15 protein-coding genes are annotated in these 17,869 nt (G+C 54.0%); 2 read left to right on the forward strand and 13 right to left on the reverse strand.

The genetic code is table 11. The annotated features are described in order from the left end of the window. Positions 1 to 25: 25 nt before the first annotated feature. The 6 genes from SPV1_RS12760 to uvrA all read right to left on the reverse strand — a co-directional run bounded on the left by SPV1_RS12760 (position 26) and on the right by uvrA (position 10,124). A complete protein-coding gene (locus tag SPV1_RS12760) occupies positions 26 to 1,477 on the reverse strand; it encodes a TrkH family potassium uptake protein (protein WP_009851640.1) in 1,452 nt (483 codons plus the stop codon). Positions 1,478 to 1,480: 3 nt separating this feature from the next. Continuing rightward, entirely contained in the window at positions 1,481 to 2,851 is a 1,371-nt protein-coding gene (trkA, locus tag SPV1_RS12765; protein ID WP_009851641.1) for a Trk system potassium transporter TrkA, read from the reverse strand. Then, complete coding sequence (locus tag SPV1_RS12770; RefSeq protein ID WP_009851642.1) at positions 2,848 to 4,248, reverse strand: sigma-54-dependent transcriptional regulator; 1,401 nt, start codon at positions 4,246 to 4,248, stop codon at positions 2,848 to 2,850. The genes trkA and SPV1_RS12770 overlap by 4 nt, the downstream gene beginning before the upstream one ends. Continuing rightward, positions 4,245 to 6,380: a sensor histidine kinase gene (locus SPV1_RS12775; RefSeq protein WP_009851643.1), complete on the reverse strand. Its 2,136-nt coding sequence runs from the start codon at positions 6,378 to 6,380 to the stop codon at positions 4,245 to 4,247. The genes SPV1_RS12770 and SPV1_RS12775 overlap by 4 nt, the downstream gene beginning before the upstream one ends. A gap of 14 nt (positions 6,381 to 6,394) precedes the next feature. Continuing rightward, positions 6,395 to 6,952 carry a DUF4390 domain-containing protein gene (locus tag SPV1_RS12780; RefSeq protein ID WP_231288402.1) on the reverse strand — a complete coding sequence of 186 codons (558 nt, stop codon included), beginning with the start codon at positions 6,950 to 6,952 and terminating at the stop codon, positions 6,395 to 6,397. Between the two features lie 346 nt (positions 6,953 to 7,298). Beyond that, complete coding sequence (uvrA, locus tag SPV1_RS12785) at positions 7,299 to 10,124, reverse strand: excinuclease ABC subunit UvrA (RefSeq protein WP_009851645.1); 2,826 nt, start codon at positions 10,122 to 10,124, stop codon at positions 7,299 to 7,301. Between the two features lie 173 nt (positions 10,125 to 10,297). Here uvrA and SPV1_RS12790 point away from each other — a divergent pair, with 173 nt between their 5' ends. After that, positions 10,298 to 11,047 carry a pseudouridine synthase gene (locus tag SPV1_RS12790; RefSeq protein WP_009851646.1) on the forward strand — a complete coding sequence of 250 codons (750 nt, stop codon included), beginning with the start codon at positions 10,298 to 10,300 and terminating at the stop codon, positions 11,045 to 11,047. Position 11,048: 1 nt separating this feature from the next. Here the strand turns inward: SPV1_RS12790 and SPV1_RS12795 are convergent, their stop codons facing one another. From SPV1_RS12795 to SPV1_RS12825, 7 genes are all read right to left on the reverse strand, one after another. Continuing rightward, on the reverse strand, positions 11,049 to 11,885 hold the full coding sequence (locus SPV1_RS12795; RefSeq protein ID WP_009851647.1) for an FTR1 family iron permease: 837 nt from the start codon (positions 11,883 to 11,885) through the stop codon (positions 11,049 to 11,051). Continuing rightward, entirely contained in the window at positions 11,882 to 12,271 is a 390-nt protein-coding gene (locus SPV1_RS12800; RefSeq protein ID WP_009851648.1) for a Fur family transcriptional regulator, read from the reverse strand. Before SPV1_RS12800 ends, SPV1_RS12795 begins: the two co-directional genes overlap by 4 nt. A 125-nt stretch (positions 12,272 to 12,396) precedes the next feature. Next, on the reverse strand, positions 12,397 to 13,062 hold the full coding sequence (locus SPV1_RS12805) for a DUF1614 domain-containing protein (RefSeq protein ID WP_009851649.1): 666 nt from the start codon (positions 13,060 to 13,062) through the stop codon (positions 12,397 to 12,399). A gap of 132 nt (positions 13,063 to 13,194) precedes the next feature. After that, on the reverse strand, positions 13,195 to 14,025 hold the full coding sequence (locus SPV1_RS12810; protein WP_009851650.1) for a hypothetical protein: 831 nt from the start codon (positions 14,023 to 14,025) through the stop codon (positions 13,195 to 13,197). 8 nt (positions 14,026 to 14,033) lie between these two features. Continuing rightward, positions 14,034 to 15,020 carry a MotA/TolQ/ExbB proton channel family protein gene (locus tag SPV1_RS12815; RefSeq protein ID WP_009851651.1) on the reverse strand — a complete coding sequence of 329 codons (987 nt, stop codon included), beginning with the start codon at positions 15,018 to 15,020 and terminating at the stop codon, positions 14,034 to 14,036. A 31-nt stretch (positions 15,021 to 15,051) separates the two neighbouring features. Continuing rightward, positions 15,052 to 15,477, reverse strand: a complete 426-nt coding sequence (locus SPV1_RS12820; protein WP_009851652.1) for a hypothetical protein — start codon at positions 15,475 to 15,477, stop codon at positions 15,052 to 15,054. Between the two features lies 1 nt (position 15,478). Continuing rightward, on the reverse strand, positions 15,479 to 16,825 hold the full coding sequence (locus SPV1_RS12825; protein ID WP_231288403.1) for a 4Fe-4S binding protein: 1,347 nt from the start codon (positions 16,823 to 16,825) through the stop codon (positions 15,479 to 15,481). Positions 16,826 to 16,978: 153 nt separating this feature from the next. Here SPV1_RS12825 and SPV1_RS12830 point away from each other — a divergent pair, with 153 nt between their 5' ends. Beyond that, positions 16,979 to 17,866 (forward strand): LysR family transcriptional regulator, encoded by an 888-nt coding sequence (locus SPV1_RS12830; protein ID WP_009851654.1) that lies wholly within the window; start codon positions 16,979 to 16,981, stop codon positions 17,864 to 17,866. Positions 17,867 to 17,869 lie beyond the last annotated feature (3 nt).

Here is a 17,869-nt window from a genome sequence, read left to right on the forward strand (position 1 = left end):
CTCTTTTTGGATAGGAATGGCTGCCTCAGTCCCGCCAGAATTCCGGAACGAGCATAACGAAAAACGTATAAATTTCCAAACGTCCGAGCAGCATACCGAAAATTAACACGCTCTTGGCCATCTCCGGCATGGAGGCATAGGTACCAGACGGTCCTACCGAGCCGAAGCCGGGCCCCGTATTGGTGATGCAGGCCGCCGCTGCAGAAAATGCGGTCACCATATCCACGCCGGTAAATGCCACCAGTATAGCCAGCATGATATAGCATACCAAATACAGCACCGCGAAACCCCATAAGGCCTCGGTCACTTCAGATGACATCCGGAGCCGGCCCATCTTGACATGAATCACAGCATGCGGATGCACCAGCCGCCGAATCTCACGCAGACCCTGACGAAACAGCAGCAGAATGCGAACCACCTTCATACCGCCACCGGTGGATCCTGCACAGGCTCCGACAAACATCGTCATCAGCAACAACATCGTGGCGCCGGGGGGCCATTGACCGTAATCGCTGACGGCAAAACCTGTCGTCGTCGCTACAGAGACCACATTGAACAGAATATCCACAAAGCCGTTTTCACCGCCAAGTCCGCTGTTAACAGAGAGCAGGGCAAAGATCACCAGAAACAACATGGCAATCCACAGAATATATGTCCTGAACTCCTCGTCATGCAGATAGGTGCGCAGCGAAAAACCGCGCAATGCCGCAGCAAAATGCAGGGTGAAGTTGATACCGGCCAGCACCATAAAAAACACGGCCATCAAACGCAGACCGGCGCTGTCAAAATAACCGAAGCTGGCATCATGGGTAGAAAATCCGCCAATAGCCACCGTACACATGGCGTGATTCACCGCATCAAAAGGCGTCATGCCTCCCGACCAGTAAGCCAGCGCACAGACCACCGTCATGCTCAGGTAGAGATACCACAATAACTTCGCAGTTTCAGTCACCCGTGCCGTTAATTTATCCTTGACCGGCCCGGGACTCTCCGCCTTGAACAACTGCATGCCGCCCACACCCAGCAGAGGCATCACCGCGAGAGCCAGAACGATGATACCCATGCCACCCAGCCACTCCTGCATCGAACGCCATAACAGAATGGAGCGAGGCAGATTATCCAGACCGGTCAGCACCGTCGCCCCGGTCGTAGTCAGACCCGATGCCGATTCAAACATGGCATCAACCACCGAAGGCAGCGTACCTGTCGTCCAGAACGGCACGGCTCCGATGAGCGACAACACCAGCCATGCCAGTGCCACAATCATGAATCCGTCCTTGTGACTGAGGCGGGCGGGCGAACCGCCGCCATACCACATCATCGCCCCGCCGGTCAGCATGACAATCGTGCCGGCTTCGAGAAACTCGGCCACATGCCCTGCGCCGTAATACATGGCCAGCATCGCAGGAATCAGCATGCTCGCGCCATACAACACTACCAGCACACCAATCGTCCAGATGACCCCCTTCGGGTGCATCTGTTAAAAGAATTCCAGATGCACGGCGAACAGCTTTTCGACTTGTGGTATCGACTCGGTAGTGGTGACCATCAACACATGGTCTCCTGTTTTGACTGCCACCAAACCATTGGGGATAATAATTTCATCACCCCGCATAATTGCGCCTACCACCGTATCATCCGGTAATTTCAGGTGTTTCAGCGGGATATCAAGAATACTGCTGGTTGCCAGGGCCTCGGCCTCCAGCACCTCAAGCTGCCCGTCAGCCAGCGAGGCCATGCCGTGAATACGCCCCTTGCGTATATGACTGAGAATCGTCGCCACAGTCGACAGGCGCGGTGATACCGTCACATCCAGACCGATCTGACGCATCAGCTGCATATAAATAGCCTTGTTCACCAGCGTCACCACATGCCCTACACCGTAGCGCTTGGCAATCAGACTACCCAGAATATTGTTTTCATCATCATTAGTCAGAGCCAGGAAATCGTCCATCCGGTCGATGTTTTCCTCCTCCAGCAATTTACGATCGAGAGCATCGCCATAAATGACAACAACATTATTCAGGTGTTCAGACAGCCATTCGGCACGTTCGGCATTAAATTCGATAATTTTAACCTTGGCGCCGGCCAGCTCCAGCTCCTTTGCCACCAGATAACCGATGCGTCCGCCGCCGATCATCATGACATTACGCCCGGCCGGTGTCTGGTAGGCCAGGTCAATCGTCTGCATCAGCGTATCCAGATGCTTTTTCTCTACCGTCACGTAGATACTGTCTCCCGCCAGCAGCACTGTATCCCCGCGCGGTACCCGCCAGCGGTTATTATGCTCGTGCGCCACAACATAGACACGCAGCGCCCCCATCACATCCGGCAACTCTTTCAAAGCCAGTCCGGCCAGTTTGCTTTTCGGGCGTACCGTCACCTCCACCAGCTCAATAGCGCCGTTAAAAAACTCCCTGGCATCCTGTGCACTGGAGACATTGAGTCGGCCCATCACCACTTTGGCAGCCTCACCCTCCGGCGAGATCATTTTGTCGATCGGCAGATCATCGCGCCCAAATAGTTCGGGATGCTTCACATAGTCCTGCTCACGTACCCGGGCCAGCTTCGTCGGCACTTTAAACAGGGAGTGCGCCACCTGACAGGCCAGCATATTCACTTCATCATTGGTTGTGACCGCAATCAGCAGATCCGCATGCGCCGTCCCGGCCTGCTCCAGCACTGCGGGATAGGAGGCCTTGCCACACACCGTACGCACATCCATCGCATCGGCAATGACCTGCAAGCGTGTTTCATCCTGATCAACCACACACACATCATTTCCTTCCGTCGCCAGACGAATGGCGATGTGATAACCCACCTCACCCGCTCCAAGAATTACAACATTCATAACGCATCCTTTTGTGGTGGGGTAAGACCAAACGATTTTATTTTCCGATGCAACTGACTGCGCTCCATACCTATATCGTTCGCTGTACGACTGATATTCCACTCATGCTTTTCCAGCTGTTGCAGCAGAAACTGCCGCTCAAATATCTCACGGGCTTCGTGGAAACTGTCAGCTTCCGGAATATCGGCAACCACTGAAGCTTGCCCGTTTATCTGCTTCTGGGCACCAGCCTGGTCGGGCGGCAGCATATTATCCGGGTTCATCTCTTCGCCGGGCATCAGAATATGGCAACGCTCAATATAGTTCCGCAGCTCCCGCACATTCCCCGGCCAGTGATAGGCTGACAGCTCGGCCACCACCTCCGGGGTGAATTGCACAGGTTCTCCGCCAAGCTCTCTGGCCTGCTCTCCTGCCAGCGTTTCGATCAACAGCGGCAAATCACTCAACCTTTCACGCAGTGCCGGCATACGAATAGAGACCACATTAAGCCGGTAATAAAAATCTTCACGCAGCTGCTCATCTGCCAGCGCCTTTTCCAGATCACGTGCACTGGCCGCAATCAGGCGCACATTGCATGGCAATATACCGGGATTACCCAGTCGCTGCACAGAACGCTCCTGCATCACGCGCAAAACCTTTGCCTGCGCGCTCAAGCTCAGTTCGGTTACTTCATCGAAAAACAGGCTGCCCTGATGCGCCACCTCAAAGCGCCCCCGCTGACTGTGCAGAGCACCGGAAAAAGCACCTTTTTCATGACCGAATAGTTCAGAATCCATCATATGGGGTGGTACGCTGGCCGTATTCACTTCAACAAACGGACTATCCTTTCGCCGTGAAGAGGCATGCAACAACCTGGCTGCCACTGCCTTGCCCGTACCATGTTCACCAAGTATCAACACCGGTGAATCGGACAGTGCCACGCGCCCGATCAGCATTCTGACCTCGTCAATCGCCTTACTGTCGCCGATCAACTCCTGTCGGCTCTGTTGCAACTGCTCCTGACGCTTCAGATCGACGTTTTCCTGCTCCAGGCGTCGCTTCTGTACAGCGTTGCGGGCCAATATCGCCAGACGATCGAAAGAGACCGGCTTTTCAACAAAATCGAATGCTCCCTGCCGGGTAGCGCGGACAGCGGTATCAATCGTGGCATGGCCACTCATCATAATCACCGGCAGTCTGGCATCAATCTGATGAATACGACTGAGCGTCTCCAGCCCGTCAATACCGGGCATCCAAATATCCAGCAACACACAATCCACCGCCTGCCTGCGCAGACGGGCAATAGCCTCCTCGCCGGAAGCCGCGCAAACGACCAAATACTCCTCATCTTCGAACAGACCTTGCAGAGACTCCCGAATCGCCTGCTCATCATCGACAATCATAATACGTGATGTCATGCCTCTCCCCCGTCCACCTGTCGCGGCAATCGCAAACAAAAATGTGTCGGTGCGGCTGCCGAAACCAGCAGCAACTCACCATGATGATCTTCAGCAATCCGCTTGGCTATCGCCAGACCAAGCCCTGAACCACTGGCCTTGGTCGAGTAATAGGCTTCAAACAGCCTTGATACAGCCGCCTCCTCAATGCCGTCACCATCATCCTCAACATGCCACTCAACCCAGTGGTCGGAAAGCACAGCATACAAGCGGATTGCAACCTTGTCGCTGCTGGCTGAAACTGCATTATCCATCAGGTTAATCAGCACCTGTCGAACCTGATCCGGATCGCAAGGACACTGCCAGTGCGGATCACAAAAACGCACCTCAACCTGACGATAGCCATGAAACAGGTCATTCATCTCCTGCAGCAGCACATTCACCGGTACCTCGCGAATTTTCGGCTGCGGCATTCGCGCCAGCGTGGAAAAATCAGCGATCAGGCGCTGCAAACGCTCGACCTGGGCAATAATAGCCTGTGTACAGGCATCGAATACCTGGTGATTATCCACCTGTACCCGAAACCGCCGCTGCAGACGCTCGGCCGACAACTTGATCGGCGTCAGCGGATTTTTGATCTCATGCGCCAGACGCCTCGCCACCTCGGCCCATGCCTTGTTACGCTGAGCTTCGGCCAGTTCGGAAATATCATCTATCACCAGCAGGTATCCGGAAAAATCAGAAGCGCTGGCATTAAGCCTGGCACCACGCGCCAGCACATGCACGTGCCTGCTCTCCTCCGGCAGACTGATATCGAACTCGCGCTGCAGGTGCTCCTCCTTCTGATGCTTCAGTTCATTATAAAAATCACCGATATCCTGCAAGTTTCCCTGACTGGCCTGCAACAGATCCACGCTGGGCACCCAATTTACCGGCAGATGCAGAATATCTCTCACGGCCTGATTGAGCAGTCGTACGCGCCCGTCACCATCAACCAGCAGCACTCCCGTATGCAGGTTGGCCAGCAGAGATTCCAGTACAAATTGTCGCTGACGGCTCTTGTCCAACGCATGGGTCAGATCTTGCTGGCCCTGCTCAATTGCTTCGGCATGATGCCGCAGACGATTGGTCATTTTGTTAAATGAGCGCGCCAGAGAGCCCAGTTCATCCTGAGACAACTCTGCAATCTCGACATCCAGATCACCCTCGGTCACCCGCTTTAACGCATATGCCAAGTCACCGATCGGCGCAGTCAGACGGCGGGCGAACAACAGGCCTACAAGACCGGCCAACAATACCACTACCAGCGTGACAAACAGCATGACATGGGTAAATGTCTCGGCAATCGCCTGTCGATTATGTTCAAGCTGGCGATAATTCCGGTAATCGGACTCTACCGCCCGGGCATTCTGGATCACGCCCGCCGGCAACTTCATCTCCACCCGCAACAGACCAACCACCGAAGTTACGCCGATAAGCGGTGCATAACCGACAGCCATTTCTCCGTCAGGGCCTGTTTTCAACTCCGTAGCCACACGCCCCAGACGCATGGAGAGTCGGGCCGCATCGCTAAGCGGCTCTGATTCGAGCGTGCTGAGCTCGCCGACCTGCACACCAGCGACCTGTCGCTCATTGAGATCAAAAAGTTCCGCCTTCTGCCAGCCCTCTTTCTCCCTGATTTCCGCCAGATAATTAGTGGTCGCACCGTATTCCATATTGCCACTTACCGCCGCAATCATCACTCCGTCACTGATATAACCAAGCAGGCTACGCTTCATATCCTTTTCCAGCCGCTCATAAAATCCCTGTGCCAGATTCAGGGCACGATCCAGCAGCGTATCCACACGCACATCAAACCAGACATCCATGCCCCGCTCCACCATCTGACTGGCGGCCAGCTGAATCACCATCGCCGGCACCAGCAACAGACCAACCATACCGACAACCAGTCTGGCACGCAGTCGCGAACCGGGGCGGGGTTCCGCTCGATCCCGTAACAACCGTATGCCATAACGCAGCAACAGCAACGACAATACAAGCATGACAGTAACATTGATCCAGGCCAGGAGACCTACATCTCCGGCAGGCGAAGGCCATACCAGTACAGTTACGAGAATCAACACCGATGCCATTAACAGTGGCATCAGACGCATCACACCAGGCCCCTTCACTTCTGCAGCCTGAAATCCTGTTGCAGGGTCGCCTGAGCCGGATGCCAAATATCGGACCACCAGGCTTGTTTGAATTCACCATAATGCACTTCAACTTTAACACTCATACGATAAGGTATGCCGTTAGTCAGCAAGCTCCGGTCAAGCACGGGAAACTGCTCCAGAGAGGAGAGAAAGTGGACCGCTTCATCCAGTTGATACACACGCCGTGAAATGCCGCTGGAATCATCGACAAGTTGCCAGCTGCGGGAGAGCAGATCCGGCTTCACCCGGCGGGTTACCGAAATATCAGCGATCGTGTCATTGAGCCAGTACTGCCGCACTTTGGCCACCTGAAAATGCCACACGGTAGTTCCGGTAATGCCGTCTTTCAAAGCAACCGCAATAGCCTTGCTCTCCGCGTGCAGCGTGGCGTTACACTCAATCACCGATGCATCAGGAAGTATCTGCAGGCTGCCTGCATCATCGGCGGCAACCGCCGGCTGTACAAAAACAGCCAGCCCAGCCACGAAGAGCAGAGCCCCTACCCACCGGAAACGTATCCAATACATCATCACCGCCGGAGTGTAGCAGCAGAACGAGGGCAGTTCGATGCCCAATAGCAGACGCCTTTAAAAGGCAGCTCAGACATCACGTCAAATCATACAAACGAACAACAGATATGCGGCAACGAGCTTACGCTGATGTACAAAAAAAAGAGGCTCCGGCGGATGCCGGAGCCTGATATCTGACGCAAAACACTAGGGAGGGGAGGGAGGAATGGCGCCAGACAATATGTACGATAACCATGGGCTGCTGAGACAGGGATGAACAAAGCGTTAAAGATTATTCATCTATATCAAGAAGTCAGATAGTGAAAACACCTCCAGAAAATGGCCGTACTTATCAACGGCTGAACCGTCACAACATACGGCTTAAATACCGGCCGGTATAAGAGGCTTCGCATGCCGCCACCTGCTCGGGCGTACCGGCAACGACAATATTGCCGCCGCGATCTCCACCCTCAGGTCCAAGGTCGACAATCCAGTCCGCTGTTTTAATTACATCCAGATTATGCTCAATAACAATCACGGTATTACCGCGCTCCACCAGCGCATGCAGCACATCCAGCAGCTTGGCCACATCATGAAAATGCAGGCCGGTAGTAGGCTCATCCAGAATATAGAGCGTATCACCGGTGGCACGACGAGCCAGCTCTTTGGACAGTTTAATGCGTTGAGCCTCCCCGCCTGACAATGTTGTCGCCGATTGCCCGAGCCTGATATAGCCCAGCCCTACCTGTGCAAGCGTGGAGAGCCGGTTCTTCAGGGCCGGAATCGCATCAAAAAACAGCACCGCTTCATCCACCGTCATCTGCAAAACGTCATCAATGGTCTTGCCCTTGTAGCGGATATCCAGTGTTTCCCGGTTATAGCGCTTGCCCTGACATGATTCGCAGTGCACATACACATCCGGCAGAAAGTGCATTTCCACCTTGATGATGCCGTCGCCCTGACAGGCCTCACAGCGACCGCCTTTGACATTAAACGAAAAACGTCCCGGCTTGTAGGCGCGGGCACGCGACTCCGGCACCTGGGCAAACAGATCCCGAATCGGCGTGAACAGGCCACTATAGGTCGCAGGATTCGAGCGTGGCGTGCGTCCGATCGGGCTCTGATCAATATCAATCACCTTATCCACCAGTTCAGTACCGACCAGATGCGCGTGCGCCCCGATCCGCTCACTCTTTAAACCCTGAGCACGGGCAAAGGCACGAAACAGCGTATCATTGGTCAATGTGGACTTGCCCGAACCGGATACACCGGTGACACAGGAGAAGCGGGCCAGCGGAAAGCGTGCATTAACCGCTTTCAGGTTATGCTCACATGCACCGTCCACACCGATCATCGGGGTTTTTCCGGTCACCGCTCGTCGCTTCGGCACTTCAATGCATTTGCGTCCGGAGAGATAATCGGAGGTCAGCGTATGCACCTGCAGAATATCTTCCAGCGATCCCGCCGCCACCACTTCGCCGCCATGCTCACCGGCCTCCGGCCCCATATCGACAATCCAGTCGGCATGACGAATGGCATCTTCATCATGTTCAACCACCACCACTGAATTACCCAGATCGCGCAACCGTTTCAATGTAGCCAGCAGCCGGTCGTTATCGCGCTGATGCAGTCCGATCGACGGCTCATCAAGAATATACAGCACCCCGACCAGAGCCGAACCGATCTGTGTTGCCAGTCGGATACGCTGAGCCTCGCCGCCGGAGAGGGTCCCTGCAGTACGCTCCAGACTCAGGTAATCTAGCCCCACCTCAATCATAAAACCGAGGCGCGCGGCAATCTCCTCCAGCACCTTGTCTGCAATCGCCCGCTGCTGTTCGGATAACGTCAATGTGCCGGTCCAGGCATGCATATCACGTAACGGCATCGCCACCAGCTCAGGCAAACTGATCCCGCCCACACGTACATGCCGTGCCGCCCGATTCAGGCGTGAACCGGCACATGCCGGGCAGTCAATTGCATTGATATATTTGGCCAGAGCCTCACGCACCTCTTCGGATGTCGTCTCACGATATCGCCGTTCCAGATTCGGAATCACGCCTTCAAACGGGCGCTCGACAACACGATCCTGACCCGGGGTCTGGTAGATAAAACGGACACTTTTACGCCCGCTACCATAGAGAAACACCATTCTGGCCGCTTCCGGCAAATCGGCAAAGGGCGTATCCATGTCGCATCCGACAAAATCGGCCACCGCCTCCAGCGTCTGTCTGTACATCACAGTTTCACGACCAGCCCATGGCTCAATAGCGCCGTCAGCCAGACTCAGTCGGGAATCGGGGACCACCAGCTCCGGATCAAATACCGTACTGGCTCCCAGCCCGTCACAGGCCGGACAGGCACCGGCAGGAGAATTAAACGAGAACAGACGCGGCTCGATTTCCGGATAGGAGATGCCGCAATCGGCACAGGCAAAACGCTCGGAAAATACCTGCTCATCAGCCGGCTGATCGGGAGTATCGACCAGTGCGATCATCAGCCCCTCACCATAGCGCAGTGCCGTTTCAACCGAGTCGGCCAGACGGGTACGCATGCCGTCGCGCACAACCAGACGATCCACCACCAGTTCAATATTGTGCTTGGTATGCTTCTGCAGAGCGGGCGCATCCTCGAGCGGCATCACCTCCCCGTTGATACGTACGCGCACAAAACCATCTTTGGCCGCTTGTTCCAGCTCCTTGCGAAATTCGCCTTTTCGTCCGCGTGCGATCGGCGCCAGCAACTGCAGCTTTGTCCCGGTCGGCAACACCTCCAGTTGATCGATAATCACACTGGCGGGCTGAGAGGTAATCGGTTTACCGCAGCTGTAACAAAAGGGCTGTCCGATTCGGGCAAACAACAGGCGCAGATAATCGTAGACTTCGGTAATCGTGCCGACAGTGGAGCGCGGATTGCGACTGGTAGTCTTCTGTTCAATCGAAATTGCCGGCGACAGGCCGTCGATGGCATCCACATCGGGACGCTCCATCATACCGAGAAACTGGCGGGCGTATGCCGACAGCGATTCCACATAGCGCCGCTGCCCTTCGGCATACAGGGTATCAAAAGCCAGGCTGGACTTGCCGGAGCCCGAGACGCCGGTAATCACTACCAGCTGATTACGCGGAATGCTCAGGGAGATATTTTTCAGATTGTGTACCCGCGCACCTTCGATGCGGATCATCTGTTCATTCATTACTACTCCTGATAAGGCGGGCCAAAAGGCCTGCACATGTATGTCATTCCATGGCAGATACTAACAGCTGATTCAATTTCATCAGCCTTGAAACAGCGCACCTGTGTCCGGCTGGACTGCTGCGGTCGCACGCGACATGATGCCCCACCTTCCCCCTCCCCAAGGAGATATGCATGAGCGATCAAAAAAGCGAACGACTCGACAAACTATTGTCCAACCTCGGCTACGGCGCCAGAAAAGATGTACGCCACTGGATCAAGGCCGGCTGGATTACCGTACAGGGCGAAGCTGCCGAGTCGCCGGCCCAGAAAGTATTCGCATCGGATGTACTGCTCGAGGGAGAGCCACTGGATCACCCGGACGGGCTGACCATCATCTACCACAAACCATTGGATACCGTCTGCTCACGCAAGGAGGGCGGGCGCCTGATCTATGATGATCTCCCTGCCCGCTGGCTGGACAGAAAACCGCCATTTTCACCGGTTGGTCGTCTGGACAAGGATACCTCCGGCCTGCTGATTGTCACCGACGACGGTCAGTTGAACCATTGCTTAACCAGCCCGAAACAGCATATCAGCAAAACCTATTCTGTTACGCTGGCCGAACCGTTGCAGGGCCGGGAGGCTGAGATTATGGCCGCCGGTACACTGCTACTGGAAAATGATGATCGTCCATGCCTGCCGGCCGAGCTGATAGTTCACTCGCCCACACAGGCATCACTGACCCTGCATGAAGGACGCTACCATCAGGCTCGCCGTATGTTTGTTGCCCTGGGTAACCACGTGACAGCACTGCAACGCACACATATCGGTGCACTGGCACTGAAAGATACTGGTCTGAAACCCGGTGAGTATCAGGTCACGACGTCTGCAGAGTTGATGGCAATGATCCAGCCTGTTGCGCCGTCATCAGCGCAAGGCTGACTCAAGCCGGTTGGTGGTTCTGCGTAGTTGCCTTCATCGGTGGCTTCAATCGATAATACAGAATGCCCATCACGGTTAGCGACAGTATGAATACAAGCACCTGCATAGCGCTGGGCGCTTCATCATAGCCAATCAATATATGCAGCAGCTCACCCGGCAGGCTCTGCTGAGACAATAGCGCAGCACTATTCCACAGCGGATCAATCATGGCAGGCAACCAGTCGATAGCTACCAGATTCCATGCTGCCTGCGACGCCATACCGGCCGCCAGCAGCATCAACATCCAGCCGATGATACCAAACAGTGCCTTCATCGGAATCCTGATCATACCCAGATAAAACAGCGCACCGAGTACCAGCGCCATTACAGCGCCGAGGATGCCACCAAGCAGCATACTACCGTTATCAGCGCCCATTCCCTGCGCAGCACCAAAAAGGAAAAAAGCTGCCTCCGATCCTTCACGCATCACCGCGGCCATCGATACCACCGCCAGTGACAGGAAGGGCAACTCACCCCTGCTCACCGAATTGCCGACCTGCTGCATGCGCTGGCCGGCTTCGCGACCGTGCCGACTCATCCACAACACGGTCCAGGCAATCAGTGTTGCCGCCATCAGCAGCAGTGCCGCATTGAAGAGAAACTCGCCATTGCCCCCGAACGAAGTTTCCATCTGCTCCATAAACACACCAAAAAAAACTGCACCAAGCAATCCCGCCCCACTGCCAAGCGTAATCCACAAACGTGAGCCTGGCAGACCACGTGTGGCCGCCAGTAACACGCCGATAACCAGCACCATCTCCAGCATCTCCCTGAACACAATCACCATTGAAGAAATCATTTCTGCTCTCCTTGTGAACACCTTTCACATAAACCAAACATCACCAGCTGATGGCCAGTGACGGTAAACCCCTTCTCTGCCGCAACAGAGAGCTGGAGGCTCTCAATTTTGGCATGGGCAAACTCTTCGATATCACCGCAGACAGTACAGATCATATGATCATGGTGCGCCTTGTCGGCTCGCTCATAGCGCTTTTTATCCGCCAGTTGAATAGACTCGATCAGACCGGCAGCCTCCAGCGTAGCCAGACCGCGATATACCGTGGCGATACCAATCGGCTGACCGTTATCGGATAGAGAGCGCGCCAGCTCATCCGCATCCCAGTGTCTGTCGGATGCGTTGATCATGTCGAGGATCGCCTGTCTCTGCGCTGTCAGCTTTATCATAATTCAAAATGATAATCATTATCATTATTGCGTCAAGCCTATGTTGACGGGTTGGGTTATTTATCTACAAGTATGAAATATGAACAGCTAGCTGCCAAAAGAACCTGACAGGCAAGCGAGCGGCTTCATGCCAGCAACACCGCCACGATGCCGGTAATGAAGATGCCGTCAAAAGTGCCCGCGCCGCCAACAGAAGCCATCGGCGCGCCCAGCTTACGCACATCCTTCATCCGCAACAGATCCGCCCCGAGCAACACGCCAAGCGTGCCGCAAACATAGGCTAGCGGTGCGGCATGCTCCGGATTAATCACTATAGCTACCATGGCAGCCGCCAAAGGTGCCAGCAGCACTGGAATACCAATGCCGATGCCCGGCACCGGACGACTTACCACATAGCTGAAAGCCGTGATCATACCGATTGCGACACCGGCTTCAGACAGGGTGACAGGATTGTTATGCAACAGAGCAAGCGAAAAGACGATCGGGATAATGCAGCCCCCGACATTGACTGCAATCACTGTTTTCCCGGTGAACGGAACAGGCGGCATACGCAGCATCCCGAGCATGGGCCGTGGCGGTCTTCCTGACAACGGCTCGGCGCGAATACTGACCAACGGCAGATTAATGCCACTGCCAAGCAGGGAGGCAAGCAGTAACAACATGGCCTGCGAGGCCGTAAGCCCCAGCTTGTCGAAAGCAATGGTGATCAGACCGACCTGAATAAAGGCCAGTATCAAGGCAGTGCCAAGCACAAGCAGCAGGAGAGACAGCGGGGAGAACGGCTGGCGCATAGGACACATGATAGCCGGACTCACGGGTGATTGCGCGGTGCAAATAACGCTCCAATCGCAACAGTGACTCCGGATCGCACACTTACAAGTTAGTGATGCGCATCCTGGTTCATTTCCTGATAAATATCAGCCTTACTGAAACTTCAACTCAAGCATACGCCCGCCGGTCTGATCGGCTATCTTCTGAAATGCGTATTTGGTCGTATCATTACTCGTACCCAGCGGCAGCGTGAATACCGGGGCCGGTATCTCATGATACCCCACTTGATCGGTCGGCGGCTCATCACCAATCAACAGGTATGCGCCCGGTACCGGCGAATGCGCCTCTATTTCACGGAACGTATGCCCGATCGTTTCATCTACACCCACAAATGGCGCTTCCGACATCAGATTATCAAACATCTCACCCATACTGCCTGTATAGGTGCCTGTCCTGTTATCCGCATACCAGCTCACCGCAGAGAGATGCTTGCCTGAGCGAATCGCTATCAGACGAAGCACCGGTATCAAAAAGGTCGTCACCCCGTGCATCGAGCCAGTACCGTCAACAACCAGATGCAGATCCGTGCCCGGCAGGTCTCGTAACCCTTTGACGAACATGTCAAAATCCTTGCGCCCTTTGCCCGTCGCCATACCGGCACTGACCAGAACATTCTCCATCTTCTGCTGCACATCCTTGCTCGACATCAGCGCCTCGGCATTCTGCAACTGCTGCTGCGCATCAACGCTCGCCAGACTATTGATCTCCTGCTGCAGCTTGAGGTTCTCGCGTTTGGCCTGGGCCAGCTTCTGTTTCAGGTTTGCTATCTCCTGCAACGTTTCTTCCGCCTTGCCGCTGCCCTGTAACTGTGCATTGATCAGAATCAGCGCAAACAGAAAGATAAATGCCGCCAACATCAACAGCGCCATATCCGAAAATATCTCGTAAAAATTATCCTGCTGGATGTTCCTTGATCTGCGCATAGAACGAATCAGTCCCTGCGGCGATTAAATATGCGAGTCAGAATGCCCGGACGAATACCTAATGCATAACGGGCATGACCGCCCGCCATCTTGCGAATCGGATCATCCGCAGCCAGCTCACCAAGCTCCTTATGCATCGTGGCCGCCTCTTCACGCAGCATACCCATCTCTTCACGGCTCGCCCGCAGGGCAAGGTTGAGCAGCTCAACGCGGCTCTGAAGCTGCTGGACACTCACATCAAGCGCCCTGATATTACGATCATCACTCGGCTCCAGATCGGCTGATGCATGCACTATACAGGTGCGCAACATCAGATCCTGTAGGCCGTTGACCGAGGCATCGGTGATCCATGAAAAAACACGCAGCAGAACACCGCCCAACACAGAGCCGATCAGGGTAGTATAAAAAGCCACTCCCATACCGGTCATCGCGCTACGCAAACCCTCAACCAGCAGATGCTGATTCACGCCCAGTGAACCCAGTGCTCCGCTCAGCCCGTTCATCGTGATCGTCATGCCAAGCACCGTACCAATCAGACCCAGCGTAATCATCAGGTTACCCAGCAACCCGACAAACTGGCTCATGCGATGCTGTGCGGAAAATTCAACGTCAATCAGCGCATCCACATCCACACGTCCGTTGCGCTCAGTGATCATATGCATCGCATCAACAAAACGATCAACCAGATGACCACCGCCGCGATTGCGGATGCCCGCTAACCCTTTATCTTTCATCAGCGATTCAATGCGATAGGCGCGAAACCATTCGGCCGTAAGCTTCATCGCCTGAATCATGCTCACGGCTACACCCAGCATGAACATTCCCACGATCATCCATGTGACATGCGTTTGATCCTGCTCAATAAAACCAACGACATTCGCCTTGCGTGACATCATGGCAAATACCGTGACTGCCGATATCGCCCAGCCCATCCACAGCGCAAAGGTCCTCAGCGCACGCTGATCTGCAGATTTCTGAATTACATTTGATGCCATTCGATGCCTCTCCCTGCCCTGACTGCCTGCACTATTTATTTCCCCCATGTCCGGGCATATCAATATCATCGTGTTCCACATCTGAATCCAGACGACCACCCCGGCTGGATCCATACAATGTCGTCATAAAATAAATCACACCGCCGGCCACAATAAAATAGAGCAGTGCGTAGAGGTGGCCCATGGTAAACCACGGGCGCGCGTGGCCGGGCCTGTCTCCCCAGAATGGCAGCGACAAACCGAAGGCTACAATCAGCACGCCGACAATCACGCCATAAAACCATTTCGGCACACGTTTCTGCGATTCGGGGATATGTTCCACCATTTCCCAGTCATCCAGACCACGCTTTTCCAGGCGCTCCTCATCGGAGGCATAGCCATAGTGATCCGCGGGGATTCCTCCCCACTCCTGACTGGTATGTTGCAAACTACTCTGCTGCTCACCTGATGATTTCATTTCAACCTCCTGACTGCTGCTTATCCGCTACAAAATGTGTGACTCGAAAGGAATCCGACCAACCATTCCCCGCATGGGCACGCACAATAAACCTGTGTAATCCGGCAGACATATTCGCATGCAGATGCAGCATCACATCGGCACTGCCCGCTGTGTCAAAGTGAACATGCTTTTGCTTGAGTTCATACATGGAAGGATCCAGCCCCTCTACCTGAAGCGTAATATCGGTCGGTTTAAATAATTTATGGGCAAGATGAACCCTGTAGTCGAGGATCTTGCCACCCTTGCCTTCCGCCTCTTTGTAAACCGAGAGGTGCTCGCTCTGATAACTGCCAATGCCGATACCAAACAGCAATAAACCGGCCAGCGTTGCCAACAGGGACTTTCTGGTACGGGCAAGAAACCCAAGCACAGGATGCCCCCGCCTTGAGGAGTCACCTTGCATGCCGCTCACAAAACTCAGCAGGCCGGGCCCTTCGAGCTTCTTGCTCTTGCTATGCAATTCGTCACAGGCTGTTACGCATGCACCACAATTCACGCAATTATCAATCACCCCTGTACTGCGCGGGTCGAGATCAAAAAAGCATGCATCCACACAATAATGACAACCGGCACAGTGATCCGAGCGCTGCGCATCATAGTGAATTCTCAATGACTCCGGTTTTTTGAATGACTCCTGCCACACACGATAAAAACAGATATTTTTGCACCAGAAGTGCCTGACAGCAGCAATATCGATCAGAAAGAGTGCGGTAAAGATAAAATAGATCCAATACAGGCTGCCCGTCTCTCTTGCAGAGTCAGAAAACGTCATAAAAGACCATATCACCGACGGGGAGTTAAAATAGAGTAACGGGATAAGGCCATAAATCATGGCAGGCAAGAGTACGCCAATACCAAATAACAGATAATTCAACAGCGATTGATTGCGTCTCGCGACCTGCATTTTCCTGCCGCTGATATCCATCATATCCGCACTGCGACCGAGCAGCTTGCGAGTCAGCATATCGGCAAATTCCGATGCTGTATTTTGCGGGCACATCCAACCACAAAATGCACTGCCCACCAGCGAGTAGCTCATCACCAAGAGGCTTGCAACAAACAACCAGAAACCAAAGATGATCGTAATATCCGAGAACCAGACCTGACGACCCAACAGAATAAAAGTACCTGCCGCCATATCAATGCGAAACAGGCCCGTGAGTGGAATAAGAATCAGAATCAACAGCGTCAGATATTGCAACGCCCGTCGTGCCGGGTGCAGAATCGCGGCACCCGGTATGTGTTCGGAATGAACCGGTATTTGTTTCAATGCATCATCAGCCGCCCCGTAAGGCCGCTTCTTCAAGTCTGAACTTCCCATATGACTGTACTCAGCACCATTGAACCGCTCCATTCACCTGATCGGACAAGCGAAGCACCCTAATGCCGTGCTTTTATCTATCAATTGCCTAAAAAAAGAAACATAATGTGCAAATATGCACATGTATGGAGAATTACAATGAACTGGGATGATTTAAGGCTGTTTCTGGCCGTTGCACGGGAAGGCTCTATCAGTGGCGGCGCCCGTAAACTCGGCGTGCAACACTCTACGGTATCAAGGCGTATGCAGACGCTGGAAACAAAGCTTGGCGTACGACTGATCGAACGCAAGAAAAGCGGTTATGAATTAACACCTGCGGGTGAAAGTCTGAAGATAGCCGCCTGTCGAATGGAGCATGAAGTCCTGGAGGTGGACGGCTTTCTGGGTGGCCGGGATAACAGATTGATCGGTGAGCTGCGAGTCTCAGCAATCAGCAGTATGGCCTCAGGCATTTTGATGCCCATGTTTGCCAAATTTAGCAGAAACAACCCCGATGTGGATCTGCACGTACTTGTATCCAACAAAAATATCAGTCTGGTTGAGCGTGACGCGGATGTGGCCATTCGTTTAACCAATACTCCAAGTGATGCTCTGATCGGCACACAACTGGCTACTGTCTCCTCAACCATTTATGCCAGTCATCGCTATCTGGATCAGTTGCGCTCTGAAGGGGGAAAACCAAAATGGCTGGGTGTCAGCTGTTGTGCGTTCCATCAAAGCTGGACAAAAAAAAGTGCTGCCGGCCAGCGTCATAATTTTTTCGTGGACGATGCCCTGCTAACCACTGCCGCATTAAAACAACATATGGGCCTGGCATATCTTCCCTGCTTTATCGGCGATAGTGAACCGGAACTGGCACGCTATTGCGCCCCCGACCCGCAGATGAACCTTGGGCTCTGGTTACTGTTTCACCCTGACCTGAAGCGCACGGCAAGAGTGCTGGCATTTCGGGATCATATGATACATGAGGTTAAACTGCAGACGGCTTTACTGACCGGGAAAAGACCGGAGCAACTGCACACCTGACCG

The organism is Mariprofundus ferrooxydans PV-1 (genome assembly GCF_000153765.1).
Classification (GTDB): domain Bacteria; phylum Pseudomonadota; class Zetaproteobacteria; order Mariprofundales; family Mariprofundaceae; genus Mariprofundus; species Mariprofundus ferrooxydans.

Coding starts and splice junctions, on each gene's coding strand:
- SPV1_RS12760 (WP_009851640.1), bottom strand. CDS start 1,477: ATGCACCCGAAGGGGGTCATCTGGACGATTGGTGTGCTGGTAGTGTTG.
- trkA (WP_009851641.1), bottom strand. CDS start 2,851: ATGAATGTTGTAATTCTTGGAGCGGGTGAGGTGGGTTATCACATCGCC.
- SPV1_RS12770 (WP_009851642.1), bottom strand. CDS start 4,248: ATGACATCACGTATTATGATTGTCGATGATGAGCAGGCGATTCGGGAG.
- SPV1_RS12775 (WP_009851643.1), bottom strand. CDS start 6,380: ATGCGTCTGATGCCACTGTTAATGGCATCGGTGTTGATTCTCGTAACT.
- SPV1_RS12780 (WP_231288402.1), bottom strand. CDS start 6,952: ATGATGTATTGGATACGTTTCCGGTGGGTAGGGGCTCTGCTCTTCGTG.
- uvrA (WP_009851645.1), bottom strand. CDS start 10,124: ATGAATGAACAGATGATCCGCATCGAAGGTGCGCGGGTACACAATCTG.
- SPV1_RS12790 (WP_009851646.1), top strand. CDS start 10,298: ATGAGCGATCAAAAAAGCGAACGACTCGACAAACTATTGTCCAACCTC.
- SPV1_RS12795 (WP_009851647.1), bottom strand. CDS start 11,885: ATGATTTCTTCAATGGTGATTGTGTTCAGGGAGATGCTGGAGATGGTG.
- SPV1_RS12800 (WP_009851648.1), bottom strand. CDS start 12,271: ATGATAAAGCTGACAGCGCAGAGACAGGCGATCCTCGACATGATCAAC.
- SPV1_RS12805 (WP_009851649.1), bottom strand. CDS start 13,062: ATGCGCCAGCCGTTCTCCCCGCTGTCTCTCCTGCTGCTTGTGCTTGGC.
- SPV1_RS12810 (WP_009851650.1), bottom strand. CDS start 14,025: ATGCGCAGATCAAGGAACATCCAGCAGGATAATTTTTACGAGATATTT.
- SPV1_RS12815 (WP_009851651.1), bottom strand. CDS start 15,020: ATGGCATCAAATGTAATTCAGAAATCTGCAGATCAGCGTGCGCTGAGG.
- SPV1_RS12820 (WP_009851652.1), bottom strand. CDS start 15,477: ATGAAATCATCAGGTGAGCAGCAGAGTAGTTTGCAACATACCAGTCAG.
- SPV1_RS12830 (WP_009851654.1), top strand. CDS start 16,979: ATGAACTGGGATGATTTAAGGCTGTTTCTGGCCGTTGCACGGGAAGGC.